This window comes from Paucibacter sp. B2R-40 (assembly GCF_025717555.1).
GTDB lineage: Bacteria > Pseudomonadota > Gammaproteobacteria > Burkholderiales > Burkholderiaceae_C > Paucibacter_A.
Genome location: NZ_JAJIRP010000002.1, coordinates 580326 through 596229, shown reverse-complemented (window position 1 = coordinate 596229; position 15904 = coordinate 580326). Strand labels below are relative to the sequence as shown.

Annotated in this window: 9 protein-coding genes; 4 read left to right on the top strand and 5 right to left on the bottom strand. The window is 62.9% G+C overall.

All coding sequences use genetic code 11. From position 1 onward, the window contains the following. Nucleotides 1-14 precede the first annotated feature (14 nt). The 5 genes from LNV09_RS06475 to LNV09_RS06455 are packed head-to-tail and all read right to left on the bottom strand — an operon-like array spanning nucleotide 15 to nucleotide 7211. A complete protein-coding gene (locus LNV09_RS06475) occupies nucleotides 15-2405 on the bottom strand; it encodes a glycoside hydrolase family 13 protein (protein WP_263556263.1) in 2391 nt (796 codons plus the stop codon). A gap of 7 nt (nucleotides 2406-2412) precedes the next feature. Beyond that, on the bottom strand, nucleotides 2413-3303 hold the full coding sequence (malG, locus tag LNV09_RS06470) for a maltose ABC transporter permease MalG (RefSeq protein ID WP_263556262.1): 891 nt from the start codon (nucleotides 3301-3303) through the stop codon (nucleotides 2413-2415). Nucleotides 3304-3307: 4 nt separating this feature from the next. Beyond that, entirely contained in the window at nucleotides 3308-4903 is a 1596-nt protein-coding gene (gene malF, locus LNV09_RS06465; RefSeq protein WP_263556261.1) for a maltose ABC transporter permease MalF, read from the bottom strand. Nucleotides 4904-4914: 11 nt separating this feature from the next. Beyond that, nucleotides 4915-6099 carry a maltose/maltodextrin ABC transporter substrate-binding protein MalE gene (gene malE / locus LNV09_RS06460; RefSeq protein WP_263556260.1) on the bottom strand — a complete coding sequence of 395 codons (1185 nt, stop codon included), beginning with the start codon at nucleotides 6097-6099 and terminating at the stop codon, nucleotides 4915-4917. Beyond that, nucleotides 6096-7211, bottom strand: coding sequence for an ABC transporter ATP-binding protein (locus tag LNV09_RS06455; RefSeq protein ID WP_263556259.1), 1116 nt, complete (start codon nucleotides 7209-7211; stop codon nucleotides 6096-6098). Before LNV09_RS06455 ends, malE begins: the two co-directional genes overlap by 4 nt. Nucleotides 7212-7540: 329 nt before the next feature. Here LNV09_RS06455 and LNV09_RS06450 point away from each other — a divergent pair, with 329 nt between their 5' ends. The 4 genes from LNV09_RS06450 to malQ are packed head-to-tail and all read left to right on the top strand — an operon-like array spanning nucleotide 7541 to nucleotide 15839. Next, nucleotides 7541-9997, top strand: a complete 2457-nt coding sequence (locus tag LNV09_RS06450) for a glycogen/starch/alpha-glucan phosphorylase (protein ID WP_263556258.1) — start codon at nucleotides 7541-7543, stop codon at nucleotides 9995-9997. Between the two features lie 5 nt (nucleotides 9998-10002). Then, nucleotides 10003-12195, top strand: a complete 2193-nt coding sequence (gene glgB / locus LNV09_RS06445; protein WP_263556257.1) for a 1,4-alpha-glucan branching protein GlgB — start codon at nucleotides 10003-10005, stop codon at nucleotides 12193-12195. A gap of 6 nt (nucleotides 12196-12201) precedes the next feature. After that, entirely contained in the window at nucleotides 12202-14304 is a 2103-nt protein-coding gene (gene glgX, locus LNV09_RS06440; protein ID WP_263556256.1) for a glycogen debranching protein GlgX, read from the top strand. Beyond that, complete coding sequence (malQ, locus tag LNV09_RS06435) at nucleotides 14187-15839, top strand: 4-alpha-glucanotransferase (RefSeq protein ID WP_263556255.1); 1653 nt, start codon at nucleotides 14187-14189, stop codon at nucleotides 15837-15839. The genes glgX and malQ overlap by 118 nt, the downstream gene beginning before the upstream one ends. Nucleotides 15840-15904: the final 65 nt, after the last annotated feature.

Genomic DNA, 15904 nt, shown 5'->3' with positions numbered 1-15904 from the left:
TCTTTATCTTCTTTTCAGTGACTGATCAGCACGCGGCCAAACATGGGGGGAACGGTGATTTGCAGCTGGCCCTGGCGGTCGGCCTTCAGCCAGCGGCCGCTGAAGGCGTCTTTCCAGCGCAACCCGCGCAAATTCGGCGCTAGCTTGAGCTTGACGGTCTGGGCTTTTGAATCGTTATTGCTGGCGCTCAGCGCCCAGGTTTTGCCGTCCTGGCGGGCCAGCACGATCACGTGAGCGTCCAGATGCAGTGGCGCGCTGAAGCTGCCGTGGCGCAGCACCTTGTGTTGGTGGCGCAGCTGCGTGAGCCGCCTGATATCGGCCAGCAGCGCATTGTCGGGCTGCCCACCCAGGTCGGCCCAGGGGTAGGTGGCCCGGTTGAACGGGTCCTCGCCGCCACCGACACCGACCTCGTCGCCGTAGTAAATCGCCGGCGCGCCGGGCAGCGTCATTTGCATAAAGCTGGCCAAGCGCAGGCGCTGTTTGGCCAAGGTCTCTGCATCCCGGTCGCCCTCGACCTGCCAGCCCAGATGGTGCAAGGCGCGCGCCTGGTCATGCGAAGAGAGCAGATTCATCATCGCGAAGAAGGCCTGCGGCGGATAGGCCTCGCGCATCAGCTCGATGTTGGGGTAGAGCTTGCCCGCATCGCCGCCGGCCGCATAGTCCAGCACGGTGTTGCGGAAGATGTAGTTCATGGACGAATCAAAGCTGTCGCCGAGCAAGAACTTGCTGGCATCGAACCAGGTCTCGGCGATCAGAAAAGCGTCCGCCTTGTGCGACTTGATGGCCGCTCGCCATTCGCGCCAGAAGTCATCCGGCACCCAGGGCGCCACGTCCATGCGCCAACCGGCCGCGCCCAGGTCCAGCCATTGCAGCATCACCGAGCCTGGGGCGCCGTAGGCAAAGGCGCGGAAAGCCTTGGAGCCCTTGTCGATCTCGGGCAGGTCCTTCACGCCCGCCCAGCCCTGGTATTGGTCCTCGGCTTTGGCTTGGGCTGCGTCGAGCTTGAACCAGGAGGCGTAGCCTGAGGCCGGGTTCAGCGCACCATCATCAAAAGCGCCGCCGGCGGGGTAGTTGCCGAAACGGTTGAAGTAGGGCGAGTCGCTGCCGACATGGTTCAGCGAGGTGTCGGGTATCACGCGGATGCCGCGCTTGGCGGCTTCGACCGTCAGACGCTTGAAGTCGGCGTTAGTGCCGAAGGCCGGGTCGACTTGGGTGTAGTCGGCGGTGTCGTATTTGTGATTGCTGGCGGCCCGAAAAATCGGCGTCATATAGATCGCGTTGGCACCCAGCGACTTGATGTAGTCGAGCCTACTAATGATGCCGGCCAGGTCGCCGCCGAAGAAGTCGTTGTTGTAAGTGTCGTCGGAGCCATCTTGGGTGTTCGGCTTGGCGGGCTTGTCCAGCCAGTTGGCGTGGAACTCGACGTCCTTGTCCTGGTAGTGATCGCGGCCCGGGCGCGGGTCATTGTCCGCATCGCCGTTGCGGAAACGCTCCGGGAAGATGTTGTAGAACACTGCGTCGCGCGCCCAGGCCGGCACCTGGAAGTCAGCCGCATAAACGGTTTGGCGATAGCGGCGTATGCGCTTGGGGTTCTCGGGCAGCGGGTCCACCAAGCCTAGGCCCATGCTGCCTTTTTCACGCGTCCAGTACACCGGGTCACGCTTGTTTTGGTAGACAAAGGTCTTGCCTTTGATCTGGACCTCAAAGTGGTAGCCGTAGATGGCGGGGGCGGCAAAGCTGTGGCTGGCAGACCAGCGCTGCACTTTGTCGCTTTTGCCGACCTTGCTTGCTGTCATCGGCAGGCGCGTCGCCTCGCCATATTCCAACAGTTCTTGATTGCCCTCCAGGCGGCGCTTGGCGATCACCAGCGTGGCCTGCTCGATGCCGGGTAGGGCTTGGAAGCTGTAGCGCACTGGTTTGCCCGGCGTGACGGCGCCGAACGGTGACTTGTCGCGGCCGTCGCGTGAATCAAAGCGGATGCTCAGCGCCACGGTGTCGGTGACGCTAGGCGCGCTGACCAGTTGTGGCGGCTCGCCTGAAAACGGGCTGATCTGCAAGCTGGCCACGCCGTTCTCAGCGAAGCGCAGTTGCAGCTTGTGGCCGCCGCCAAAGCGCTCGCTGAGCGCGCCACCCTTGAGTTTCAATTCGGCGGCGCTGCCGCCAAAGTCCGCGTCGCTCGACCAGTCCTCGTCACCGATCTTGAAGCTCTGCTCGCCGCTCAGCTTGGCGTACAGCTCATAGCGATCGCACACATAGACAAAGCGATGCTCGTCGCTGGCGCTCCAGTTGTTGAAGCTGCCGCGCAGAAACAGTTCGCGCTCGCCCAGCGGGCTGGGCTTGCAGTCGGCGGCTTGCGCCAATGCCGGCAGCAGCCCGCAAAATAGAGCGAGGGTGAGGCGAAGCATCACCGACCTAACCCTTGACGCCACCGGCCGTCAGGCCCGAGACGATCCAGCGCTGCGCCAGCAGGAACACCAGTGTGATCGGCAGGCCCGAGAGCACGGCCGCGGCGGCAAAGTCGCCCCACAAAAAGCGCTGGTCATGCAAAAAGTATTTGGAGCCCACCGCCAGCGTCAGATGGCTTTCTTCGCGCAGCAGCACCGAGGCGACCGGGTATTCGATGATGCAGCCGATAAAGGCCAGCACGAACACCACCATCAGAATCGGCACCGCCATCGGCAGCAGCACCAATCGAAACGCCTGCCAATGGCTGGCGCCGTCGACCTTGGCGCATTCCTCGATCTCGACCGGGATCGTCTCGAAATAGCCCTTGATGGTCCAGATATGGGTGGCTACGCCGCCCAGATAAGCCAGCACCAGGCCGCCATGGGTTTCGATGCCCAGCCAGGGGATGAAATTGCCAATCGTCTCGAAGATCGTATAGATCGCGACAAGTGCCAAGACAGGTGGGAACATCTGCAAGAGCAGCATTGAGTTCAGGATGGGCATCTTGAAGCGGAACTTCAGGCGCGCAAAACCGAAGGCTGCCGAGGTCGAGATGGCAACGATCAAGAATGCCGAGATGGTGGCGACCTTGATCGAGTTCCATAGCCACAAGAGCACCGGGAAGGGTGGCTGTACCAGGCTACCGTCGGCCGCCTGGTAGGGGATGCCCAGCGCTAACGACCAATGTTCGAAACTGATCTGCGTCGGGATGATGCTGCCGGTGGCGAAGTTGCCGGGCCGCAGCGAAATGCTGATGATGGCCAGCAGCGGGAACAGCGTGATGGCTAGGAACGTCCACATCAAGGCGTGAGCCGCCCAGACTCGCCAACGTGCTTGTTTGCCTCGTACGATTGCCATCTGGTTATCCCTGCGCTTTCTTCATCAGTCGTAAATTGATCAAAGACATCGCCGCCACCAGGAAGAAGATCAGCGTCGAGATCGCGGCCGCGAGGCCGAAGTCGGAGCCGGAGTCCTTGAAGGCGATGCGGTAGGTGTAGGACACCAGAATGTCGGTCTGCCCGGCCGGGATCTTGGTGCTCAAGAAATCGGGTCGGCCATCTGTCAGCAGCGCGATCAACACAAAGTTATTGAAGTTGAAGGCAAAGGCACTGACCAGGAGCGGTGCCAAGGGCTTGATGACCAGCGGTGCGGTGATCTTGAAAAAATTGGTCAGCGGGCCGGCGCCGGCAATCGCCGAGGCCTCGTACAGATCGGCCGGAATCGCCTTCAGCAGGCCGGCGCACAGAATCATGATGTAGGGGTAGCCCAGCCAGACGTTGACGATCAGCAACATGGTCTTGGCCAGCAGCGGGTCGGCAAACCAGGCCGGCTTGACGCCGAATAGCGCGTCCAGAATCGCGTTGATCTCGCCGAAGTTCTGGTTGAACAAGCCCTTGAACACCAGGATGGAAATAAAGCCCGGCACTGCGTAAGGCAGGAACAAAAGCGTTCGGTAAGTGGTGCGGCCTTTGAGGTCATCCCAGTTCAGCATCACCGCCAGCAGCATGCCGATGGACGTGGCCAGTACGACGGTCAACAAGCTGAAGATCACCGTCCAGCTGAAGATCGCCAGGAAGGGCCCGCGGAACTCGGCGTCCAGCACCATGCGGGTGTAGTTCTGCCAGCCGACCACGACCTTGAAGCCGGGCTGCAGGACTTCTCCTTTTGCATTTTGAAAATTGCCGATTTCGCGGTTGGCGCTGAAGACTTGGCCGTCGGCGAGCCTGGTCAGACTGCCGTCGGCGTTAGCTTGCCAGTTGCGTGTGATGGGGCCGAACTCGCGCAGGCCCAGATAACGCAGTTCAATCAGACCCGCCGAAGCCGGCAAGATCAATTTCAGCTGCATCAAGGCTTCGCGGTGCAGGATCAACTCGCGCAGCGACAAAGCCGGCTGCAGCGATTGGTTGGCGAAGGCTTCCATTTCGACCGCCAACTCCTTGCCTGTATTGCGCAAGGCCAGCGGCGGCGACACCCAGGCCGGGCCGGCGTCGGCCTGCCTGAGCACGAGGCGGAATGCCGCCCCGTCCGCATGCAGGGTGAAGGGCTGCGTCAGCGTCTGCACCGCCTCATGCTGGTCGAGCAGGTACTCACGTACGCGCTGCTCACTCAAGAGATGCGCTGAGGAGTAGTTGGTGAAGCCGATCTGCGCCGTGTAAATCAGCGGGAAGGCAATGAAGATCAGCATGCCGGCGATGCCGGGGAACAAGTAGCGGTAAGCAAAGCCTGCGTTGCTGACGTAGACGTAAAACGCAGCCGCGAAAAAACTCAGGGCGCCGACCGCCCACCAAGTCTGGCCGGCGGCGTGGATCATGAAGACCATGTAGAGCGAGGCCAGCATGGCCGCGCCGGTGAGCGGCCAGCGCAAGGCCTGCAGCGCGCGCTCCAGCGCGGTGGGCGGCAGCTTGCTGTAGGCGCTGAGTGCGCCCAAGCTTGTGGAATGTTGGGATGCGGCGTTCATGTGTTTTGTACTTATTTGGCGGTCTTCAGCAGCATGCGGGCCGAGGCGCCGTCGAGCGCGTCCTTGGGGCTTTGCAGGCCGTTGGTGATGGCCTCAAGCGCTGCGTCCATCGCGGTCCAGAAACGTCCAACTTCCGGAATATTCGGGATGGCCTCGCCGACGCGGGCGTTTTCCATGCTGGCGCGTATCAGCGGGTTGACCGACAACTCGGCGTAGAAAGCCTTGTTGGCCGGCACGCCGATAGGCACATTGGCGTCCAGCACCTTGAGCGCGGCCGGGCGCATCAGATGGTTCTCAAGAAACTCGCGGGCGATGTCTTTCTGGGTGCTTGGTGCGGCAATCATGCAGCCGAGTACGCCGACAAAAGGCTTGGACGGCTTGCCGGCAATAACTGCCGGAATCGGCGCAACACCAAAGTCGATCTTGGCTTTTTTGGCGTTGTCCCAGGCCCAGGGGCCGGAGATCATCATCGCGATATCGCCCTTGGCAAAGCCGCTTTCCATCTCGGCATAGCGTGCGCCCTTGGGCATATGACCCTCGCGCAAGAGCCGGGCAATCATCTCTGCGCCGGCCAGCGCGCCGGCATTGTTGACACTGACCTGGTTGGCATCGAACTCGCCCTTGGCGTCGCGGCCAAAGATTTGCCCGCCGGCGCCGGCGAGGATGGACCAAGTGAAAAAGCTCTTGTTGTAGTCCCACAAGATTGCGTGCTTGCCTTGCTTTTGCAACTGCTTGTCGAGCGCGATCAGTTCTTCGAATGTGGTGGGCGGCGTCGGCACCAAGGCCTTGTTGTAAATCAGGCCTGTGGTCTCGATCGCGATCGGGTAACCCCAAATCTTGCCCTGGTAGGCAAAGGCCTTCCAGGCTGCTTCTTCGACTTCATCGTAGATTTTTTGGCTCGGGCGCAAGGGCGTCAGCAGACCCGACTTGGCCCATTCGCCGACCCGGTCATGCGGCCAGCAAAAGATGTCCGGGCCTTTTCCGGCGCCGGCGGCTTGCTGGAATTTGTCGGTCGCGTCGACCGGATGCTCGACCACGACCTTGACGCCCGAGGTTTTCTCGAAGGCATCGCCGACTTGCTGCAAACCGCCATAGGCCTTGTCGCCATTGATCCAGACCAGCAGCTTGTGATTGCTGCCAGCGTGAACGGCGCCGCTCAACAGCAAGGCGAGCAGTGGGAGGGCGCTGCCTTTCATGTCGGCGTCCCGCCCAGTCGTGGCAAGGCCACGCCCGCCGCGTCAAATACATAGCAGGCCTCGGGCGGCAGGCTCAGGCGAATGTCCTGGCCGGCGCGTATGCGTGTGCGGCCGTCAAACTCACAAGTCAGTGCATCCTCGACGCCCGGGTAGGCGCAATAGGCGTGTGTGGCGCTGCCGAGTGCTTCGACAAAAGTAACGGTGCATTGGATGGCATTGGTGGCGACCGTGTCCGCTTCGCAAACCACAAAGTGTTCCGGCCGCAGGCCCAGCGTGACCTTGTCGCCGGGTTTGGCGCTGGCGGCATTGACCGCCGCGCTGACCACCGCGCCGCTGGCCAGGCGCAGCTTGGCGCCCGCAGCATCGGCGGCGACCACCTCGGCCTCCAGAAAATTCATCTTCGGCGAGCCGATGAAGCCGGCCACAAATAGATTGACCGGATGCTCGTACAACTCCAGCGGCGTTCCGACCTGCTCGATGCGGCCAGCGTTGAGCACGACGATGCGATCGGCCAGCGTCATTGCCTCGACCTGATCATGGGTCACATAGACCATCGTCGTCTTGAGCTCTTCGTGCAGCTTGGCGAACTCGTAGCGCATGCGTACGCGCAAGGCGGCGTCGAGATTGGACAGCGGCTCGTCGAACAAAAACACCTCGGGCTTGCGCACAATCGCGCGGCCAATTGCGACGCGCTGACGCTGGCCGCCGCTCAAATCCTTGGGCTTGCGATCCAGCAGATGCTCGATGTGCAGAATTTTCGCCGCGCCGCGCACGGCAGCTTCGATCTCGGCAGGCGGCACCTTGGCCAACTTGAGGCCGAAAGCCATGTTGTCATACAGATTCATATGCGGGTAGAGCGCATAGCTCTGGAACACCATCGCAATGCCGCGCTCGGCCGGGGGCACTTCGTTGACCACGCGCCCGCCAATGCGCAGCTCGCCGCCGGTGATCTCTTCCAGGCCGGCGATGGTGCGCAAGAGCGTCGATTTGCCGCAGCCCGAGGGGCCGACAAACACCATGAACTCGCCGTCGCGAATTTCCAGGTCTATCCCATGCAGGATCTTGACCTCGCCGTAGGCCTTGGCCACGCCGCTGAGTTGAACATCTGCCATATCTTTGTCTCACGCCTTGTCTTATCTTGGAGGCAATATACCGTTCAAGATGTAGTTTAACAACAGCAAAACTACCTAGGAGCCAGGACTTTGTGGCGACAAGCCTAGGTGTGAGTGATAAATTGGGGCTTTCACTATGTAGTGAAACTACACAAAATCCTTGGAGTAGGCGATACTTTGGTTCAAGCAGCCATCGCCGAGGGCTTCTTGCCTCGCTAAAGCAGCGCAGCCTGCAAGCTCCGCTGCGATCCAGACCGATTGTCAAGGCCATGAATTCGACCATGCAAAAAATTGCCCCAAGCATCAACAGCGCAAAGAGCGCCAGCCCTATGACTTCCAACGCAGTCCAAAAAGCCGCCCTCAACGAACAATTTGCACTGGCCTACGGCGCTGAACTGGCGCAGGCCAGCCAGCCCACAGCGGCCGTTGCCATGCGGGCCGCCGCCACCGCGGCGCGCGGCTTGTTGGCCGAGCGCTGGGCGCGCACGCAGGCTGAGGACGCCGCGCGCGACTCGGTGCGGGGTGCCGCGCATCCGGTACGCCGCGTGCATTACCTGTCGATGGAATTCCTGATGGGGCGTGCCTTGTCGAACGCGCTGGCCGCCCTGGGCTTGGAGCCCGAGCTGAATCGGCTCGTGGCCGCGCAGGGCCAGCAACTCGGCAATGTGCTGGAGCGTGAGCCCGACGCGGCGCTCGGCAATGGTGGCCTGGGTCGCCTGGCTGCATGCTTTTTGGATTCGTTTGCCGAGTTGGGTCTGCCTTCCTTCGGCTATGGTCTGCGTTATCAATACGGCATGTTTGCCCAGGCGATTCAAGACGGTCGCCAGGTCGAGGCGCCGGATGACTGGATGCGCCTAGGTCAGCCCTGGGAGGTGCCGCGCGCCGATGTGCGCTACGCGGTTGGCTTCGGCGGCCGGGTCACGGTGGATGAAGCCGGCCAGCGCCATTGGCAGCCGGCCGAGCAGCTCGAAGCGCAGGCCTTTGACTTCATCGTGCCGGCGCACCACAGCGAGCGCGTCTCGACGCTGCGCCAATGGCATGCGACGGCCGCAGCGCCCATCGACTTCAAGGCTTTTTGTGCCGGTGACTATGCCGGCGCGGCGCGTCACCGCGTCGCCGCCGATGCGCTGAACTGGGTGCTCTACCCGGACGACAGCAGCGAAGCCGGCCGCGAGCTGCGCTTGAAGCAAGAGGCCTTCCTGGTCAGCGCCTCGCTGCAAGACGTGATTGCCCGCCATTTGCGCGAAGCGGGCAGCTTGGATGGCTTAGGGCTAGCCAACGCCGTTCATCTGAACGACACCCACCCGGCGCTGGCCCCGGCCGAGCTGATGCGCTTGTTGCTGGACGAGCATGGCCTGGGCTGGGATGCCGCCTGGAAGATCACGCGCCAAGCGGTGTCATACACCAACCACACCCTGATGCCCGAGGCGCTGGAGACCTGGGCGTTGCCGCTGTTCGAGGCGCTGCTGCCCCGCCATCTGGAAATCATTTACGAGATCAATGCGCGCTTTCTGGCCGAAGTGCGGGCCAAGTTCCCTGGCGACGACGCCTTGCTGGCGCGCGTGTCGCTGATCGATGAGGGGCGCAATGGTGGCGAGCGGCGTGTGCGCATGGCGGCCTTGGCCATCGTCGCCTCGCACCGCGTCAACGGCGTGGCCGCGCTGCATTCGGAGCTGATGGTGCAGACCATTTTTGCCGACTATGCCGCCATCTTCCCCGGCCGCTTCCATAACGTCACCAATGGTGTGACGCCGCGCCGCTGGTTGCAGCAGGCCAACCCGCAGCTGTCCACCTTGCTGGACGCGCGTATCGGCAAGGGCTGGCGCCAAGATCTGGCCGAGCTGCGAGCCTTGACGCCGGCCGCCTCGGATGCCGCCTTCCGCCAGCAGTTCCAGGCCGTCAAACTGGCCAACAAGCAGCGCTTGGCCGACCTGATTCGCCGCGAAATCGGTGTGCAGGTCGACCCGAACAGCCTGTTCGATGTGCAGATCAAGCGCATCCATGAATACAAGCGCCAGCTGCTGAACATCTTGCATGTGGTGGCGCGCTATCTGGCTATCTTGGCCAATCCTGACGCCGCCTGGGTACCACGCACCGTCATCATTGCCGGCAAGGCGGCCAGCGCTTATGTGATGGCCAAGTCCATCATTCAGCTGGCGCACGATGTGGCGCGCGTGGTCAATAGCGACCCGCGTGTCGGCGACAAGCTCAAGCTCGTCTATCTGCCCAATTACGGCGTTAGCCTGGCCGAGGTCATCATCCCGGCGGCCGACTTGTCCGAGCAAATCTCTACCGCCGGCACCGAGGCCTCGGGCACCGGCAATATGAAGTTCGCCCTCAATGGCGCGCTGACGATAGGCACCTGGGACGGCGCCAATATCGAGATGGCCCAGGCCATGGGTGAGGAGAATATGTTCGTCTTCGGCCTGCGCACCGAGGCGGTGGCGCAGATCAAGGCGCTGGGCTATGAACCCCGTCTGTATATGGAACAGAACGCACAGCTCAAGCGCGTCATCGATAGCATCGCCGGTGGCGAGTTCTCATCCGGTGATGCTCAGCGTTATCGCGCCTTGACCGAGATGCTTTTGAGCCGCGACAACTACCTGCTGATGGCGGACTTTGCCGCCTATGTGGACAAGCAGTTGGAAGTGGATGCGCTCTATGCGCAGCCCGAAGCCTGGGGCGCCAAGGCGATTCTGAATGTGGCCGGCATGGGAGACTTCTCCAGCGACCGCACGATTGCCGAGTACGTTGACCGCGTCTGGTCGGTCGCCAGCCTGGGCTGAACGTGATGTTGGCGCAGCGCGACGTCGATCAGTTGCTGGGCGGGCGGCATGCCGATCCGTTTGCGGTCTTGGGTCTGCACGCAGAGGCAGACATGGCCGAGGCAGGAGGGCGCCTCTGGCTGCGCGCGCTGCTACCGGGCGCGCGCTCGGTGGACCTGCTGGAGGCCGGCAGCGACAAGCTGGTCGCCAGCCTCAAACTGCGTCATCCGGACGGGCTGTTCGAAGCCCCGGCCGGGCGGCGCCGCAAGCGCTTTGATTACCGCCTGCGCGTCTGCTGGGGCGATGGCAGCGAGGGTGTCTATGCCGATGCTTATGCCTTCGGTCCGCAATTGCCCGAGCAAGACCTGAGCCTGTTGGCGCGCGGCGAGCACCTGCGGCCCTTCGAGGCGCTGGGTGCCCATCCTCTTATCTTGGGTGATGTCGCCGGCGTGCGCTTTGCAGTTTGGGCGCCGAATGCCAGCCGCGTCAGCGTGGTCGGCAGCTTCAACGGCTGGGACGGCCGGCGCCACGCGATGCGGCGGCGCCACGAGGCCGGCGTGTGGGAGATTTTTGTGCCGCATGTGGCGGCGGGCGATCTCTACAAGTTCGAGCTGCTGGATGCCGGCGGGCTGTTGCTGCCGCTGAAAGCGGACCCCTTTGCCCGCGCCGCGCAGCTGCGCCCCGACACGGCCAGCATCGTCGCCAGCGCTTTGGCGGCGCCCAAGGCATTGCCGCCCGACCGCGCGGCGGCCAATGCGCGCTCGGCGCCGATCTCAATTTACGAAGTGCATGCCGCCTCCTGGCGGCGCGGCGCGGCACAGTTCCCAACTTGGGATGAGCTGGCCGAGCAGTTGCCGGCCTACGCCGCCGAGATGGGCTTCACGCATTTGCAGCTGATGCCTATCAGCGAGCACCCGTTTGATGGTTCTTGGGGCTATCAGACCTTGGGCCTGTATGCGCCCAGCGCACGCTTCGGCCCGCCCGAGGGCTTTGCCCGTTTTGTGGCGGCATGCCATGCGCGTGGCCTGGGGCTGCTGCTGGACTGGGTGCCGGCGCATTTCCCCGCCGACGCGCATGGCTTGGCGAATTTTGATGGCACGCAGCCGTACGAATATGCCGACCCGCGCGAGGGCTTCCATCGCGACTGGAACACGCTGATCTACAACTTTGGCCGCAACGAGGTGCGCCAATTCCTGATCGGCAATGCGCTGTATTGGACCGAGCGCTGGGGTGTGGACGGTCTGCGCGTCGATGCGGTCGCGTCCATGCTTTACCGCGACTACTCGCGCCCGGCCGGGGAGTGGGTTCCGAATAGCGAAGGAGGGCGCGAGAACTTCGAGGCGATCGCCCTCATGCGCCGCATGAATGAGCAATTAGGCTTGCATGCGCCAGGCGCCATCACCGTCGCCGAGGAGTCGACCAGCTTCCCCGGCGTGTCGGCGCCGACCTCGGCCGGCGGCCTGGGCTTCCACTACAAATGGAATATGGGCTGGATGAATGACACGCTCAAATACATGCAGGAAGACCCGGTTCACCGGCGCTGGCACCACGACAAGATGACGTTTGGCCTGGTCTATGCCTTCAGCGAGAACTTCGTGCTGCCGATCTCGCATGACGAGGTCGTGCATGGCAAGGGCTCGATGTTTAACAAGATGCCCGGTGACGTCTGGCAAAAGTTCGCCAATCTGCGCGCCTATTACGGTTTTATGTGGGGCCATCCGGGCAAGAAGCTGCTCTTCATGGGCCAGGAGTTTGCTCAAAGCAGCGAATGGAATCATGATGCCGAGTTGCCTTGGGCCTTGCTGGAGCAGCCCGCGCATGCCGGCGTGCAGCGCTTGGTGCGCGATTTGAATACCCTTTACCGCCAGCAGCCGGCGCTGCACCGGCTTGACTGCGAGGCTGCCGGCTTCGAGTGGCTGGACGCGGCGGATGCCGAGCATTCGGTGCTGGCCTGGATGCGTAAAAACGCTTCTGCACCACCTGTCCTCGTCGTGAGCAACTTCACCCCGGTGCCACGCCATGGCTATCGCCTCGGCGTGCCAGCTGGCTATGCGGGCTGGATTGAAGCCCTGAACACCGATTCCGCTCATTACGGCGGCAGCAATATGGGCAACCAAGCCGCACAGCTGCTCACCGAGCCGGTGGCTGCGCAGGGTCAGGCGCAGTCGATTGTGCTGAGCTTGCCTCCGCTGGCTTGCCTCTTTCTTGTGCCCGTTTGAAACGATATGCCTAGTTTGCCTTTGACACTTTTGCCCGGACGCCATGAGCCGCTGGGCGCCACGCCGCGAGACGGCGGCATCAACTTCGCCGTCTTCTCGGAGGCCGCCTCCCGCATCGAGCTGTGTATCTTTGACGCGGCGGGTCAGCGCGAGTTGCGCCGCTATGAGCTTCCCGGCCATGACGACGGGGTCTTCCACGGCTTTTTGCCCGAGCTGGGGCCAGGTCTTGTTTACGGCCTGCGTGCCCATGGGCCTTATGCACCCGAGCATGGCCATCGCTTCAATGCCAACAAGCTGCTGCTCGACCCCTATGCCCTGGAGATCGTTGGCCATTTCAATTGGGGCCCCGAGCAGCATGGCTATGAGTTGGGTCATCCGGACGGCCCGCGCTCCTTCGATACGCGCGACAACGCGCTGCAAGCGCTGAAGGCGCGGGTGGCGCCAGGTTTGGAGCCCGCCAGCAGCCCGCGCCTGAATGCACCCCGCCATGCCACAGCCGATCTGGTTCTGTATGAAGTCCATGTGAAGGGCTTTTCCAAACAGCTGCCGGGCCTGCCGGCCGAGCTGCAGGGCACTTATGCCGGCCTGGCGCATCCGGTCGCGCTGGCACATTTCAAGGCCTTGGGCGTGACGACCTTGTCCTTGCTGCCGGTCCATTTCCACATCGATGAGCCGCATCTGGCCGACCTGGGCAAGCCCAATTACTGGGGCTATAACAGCCTGGGTTTTTTCAGCCCGGATCCTGGTCTGGCGCAGGCCCGGCACCGGGACGACCCGAGCGCCGTGCGGGAGGAGTTCCGTGCGATGGTGCGCGAGCTGCACGCGGCCGGGCTGGAGGTGGTGCTGGACGTGGTCTACAACCACACGCCCGAAGGCAATGAGTTCGGCCCGACTCTGAGCTTCAGGGGCCTGGACAACCGCAGCTACTACCGCCTGGTCGCCGATGACAAAAGCCGTTATGAGAATGTCAGCGCCTGCGGCAATACCGTCAACTGCGCTCACCCGCGTGTCGCGCAGCTGGTGCTGGACTCGCTGCGCTACTGGGTCGGCGAGATGGGCGTCGACGGCTTCCGGTTTGATTTGGCACCGGTGCTGGGCCGCACCCACCATGGCTTTGACCCGCAATCGGCTTTCTTTACCGCCTTGCGCCAAGACCCGCTGCTGGCCGGTGTGCATCTGATCTCGGAGCCCTGGGATGCCGGCCATGAGGGCTATCAGGTCGGGCGCTTCCCCGGCCGTTTCCTGGATTGGAATGACAAGTTCCGCGATGCGGTACGCGGCTATTGGTTGCGCTCGGACAAGCCCAGTGTCGGCCGCGGCGAGTTGGCGCGGCGTTTCATGGCCTCAAGCGATCTGTTCCACCACGGCAGCCGCCGGCCCAGCGCCTCGGTCAATTTTGTCTCTGTGCATGATGGTTATGTCTTGGCCGATGTGGTGAGCTTTTCGACCAAGCACAACCATGCGAATGGCGAGAACAACCGCGATGGACGTGATGGTGAGCTGTGCGCCAACTTTGGGTTTGAGGGGCCGAGCGATGACGCCGCCATTCGCGCCACGCGTTTGCGCGTGCGCCGCGCCATGCTGGCCACGCTGCTGCTGGCCCAGGGTACGCCGATGCTGTGCGCCGGGGACGAGATCGGCAACAGCCAGGGCGGCAATAACAATGCCTATTGCCAGGACAACGCGACGACCTGGCTGAGCTGGGCCGAAGCTGAAGCAGATACGCAAGCTTTTGTCGCGCAACTGTTGGCGCTGCGCCGCCAAGAGCCCTTGCTGCGACACGATGCTTGGTTTGCCTCCGCTGGCGACGCCACTGCACGCCTGCGCTGGTTCACGCCGGCGGGCCAAGAGATGCAGCAGCAAGACTGGTTTGATGCTTCCAGCCATGCTTTCGCGGCGCAGATGTTCGAGGCCGGCGCCAGCCAGCCGCGCCTGATGGTGGTGTTCAACCCCGAGCCCCAAGAGCTGGCCTTCAAACTCAGCGGTGGTGCTTGGCGCTTGGCGCTGGACAGCGGCGCGGTGCTGCTGCCTTCGGATCATCAAATCTTCAACGCAGGTCAGACAATGACCATCCCCGGACGCAGCTTGCTCTTGCTGCGCCACGACTGACTGAGAAACGACGCCATATGAACCTCAATCAACGCTCCGCCGGCGTGCTCCTGCACATCACTTCCTTGCCCGGCCCACATGGCATGGGTGACTTCGGCCCCGATGCTTTTGCCTTTGTGGATTGGCTGCATAGCGCCGGCCAGAGCATCTGGCAGTTGCTGCCGACCACACCGATAGGCCCCGGCGACTCGCCTTACCAAGGCGTGTCCGCCTTTGCCGGCAGCCAGTGGATGGTGGCATTCGAGCCGCTGATCGCCAAGGGCTGGTTGGCGCCGCTGCATTTGCCGACCGACGGCTTTGACGCACAAGTAGTCGATTACGGCCGCGTGCTGCCTTGGCGCGAGCAGCAGCTGCGCTTGGCATCGGCAGGCTTCTTCGCCAAGGCCAGCGCCGAGGACCGTGCAGCCTTTGCCACCTGGTGCGAGGCCCAGCAAGACTGGCTGGATGACTACGCTTTGTTCATGGCGATCCGCTCGCCGCTGAACGGCTTGCCTTGGTGGAGCTGGGCGCCGGCCTTGGCGCGGCGCGAGCCTGAGGCCTTGGCCGCAGCGCGGCTCAGCCATGCCGACGAGTACCGCTTCTGGCAGTTTGTGCAATGGGCGTTTGACAGCCAGATCGGCGCGCTCAAGGCCTATGCCAATAGCAAGGGCGTGTCCATCATGGGCGACCTGCCTATCTTCGTCGCGCATGACAGCGCTGATTGCTGGTCGCGCCCCGAGCTTTATCACCTGGACGAGAATTTCCAGACCACGGTCGTGGCCGGCGTGCCGCCCGACGCAATGTCGCTGGAAGGCCAGCGCTGGGGCAACCCTCTTTACCGCTGGGAAGCGATGGCGGCCGATAACTACAGCTGGTGGACGGCGCGCGTTAAACGCGCGCTGAGCCAGGCCGATGTGTTCCGCATCGATCATTTCCGTGGCTTTGCCGGCTATTACGAGATCCCTGCCGCCAGCCCCGATGCGAAGCAAGGCCAATGGATCACCGGCCCTGGCCAAGCCTTGTTCGACGCCATCGCGGCGGCGCTCGGCGCCTTGCCCATCGTGGCGGAAGACCTGGGCTTCATCACGCCGGATGTGCATGCGCTGCGCGACGGCTGTGGCTTCCCTGGCATGAAGATTTTGCAGTTCGGCTTTGGCGGCGACGCGACGCATGAGTTCTTGCCGCATATGTGGCCGCGCAACTGTGTGGTCTATACCGGCACGCATGACAACGACACCGTGCGAGGTTGGTGGGACAAGGCCGCGCCGCATGAGCGCGCCTATGCCGGCGCCTATCTGGCTTGCGGCGAGCAGGATGTGCACTGGGCGATGATTCGCGCCTGCTGCAATTCGGTCGCCAATATGGCGGTGTTCCCGCTGCAAGATGTCTTGGGGCTGGGCGGTGAACACCGGATGAATGTGCCCGGCGTCTTGGGCGGCAACTGGAGCTGGCGCTTCACTTGGTCGATGTTGGGGGCCGAGCCGACCCGCGTGCTGGGTCTGATCTCGGCCGCCGCCGGGCGGGCACCGATTGGCTTGCTGCAATTGCCAGCCTAAGAATGGAGTTTTTCTGAATGTAGCTCATTCTATGAGCTACTGGCTTTGTACGATGGATGAACTTG

What these genes read in the sequence shown, in the direction of transcription:
- LNV09_RS06475 (WP_263556263.1), bottom strand. Translation starts at nt 2,405, where the DNA reads ATGCTTCGCCTCACCCTCGCTCTATTTTGCGGGCTGCTGCCGGCATTG.
- LNV09_RS06455 (WP_263556259.1), bottom strand. Translation starts at nt 7,211, where the DNA reads ATGGCAGATGTTCAACTCAGCGGCGTGGCCAAGGCCTACGGCGAGGTC.
- malG (WP_263556262.1), bottom strand. Translation starts at nt 3,303, where the DNA reads ATGGCAATCGTACGAGGCAAACAAGCACGTTGGCGAGTCTGGGCGGCT.
- malF (WP_263556261.1), bottom strand. Translation starts at nt 4,903, where the DNA reads ATGAACGCCGCATCCCAACATTCCACAAGCTTGGGCGCACTCAGCGCC.
- glgB (WP_263556257.1), top strand. Translation starts at nt 10,003, where the DNA reads ATGTTGGCGCAGCGCGACGTCGATCAGTTGCTGGGCGGGCGGCATGCC.
- malE (WP_263556260.1), bottom strand. Translation starts at nt 6,099, where the DNA reads ATGAAAGGCAGCGCCCTCCCACTGCTCGCCTTGCTGTTGAGCGGCGCC.
- glgX (WP_263556256.1), top strand. Translation starts at nt 12,202, where the DNA reads ATGCCTAGTTTGCCTTTGACACTTTTGCCCGGACGCCATGAGCCGCTG.
- LNV09_RS06450 (WP_263556258.1), top strand. Translation starts at nt 7,541, where the DNA reads ATGACTTCCAACGCAGTCCAAAAAGCCGCCCTCAACGAACAATTTGCA.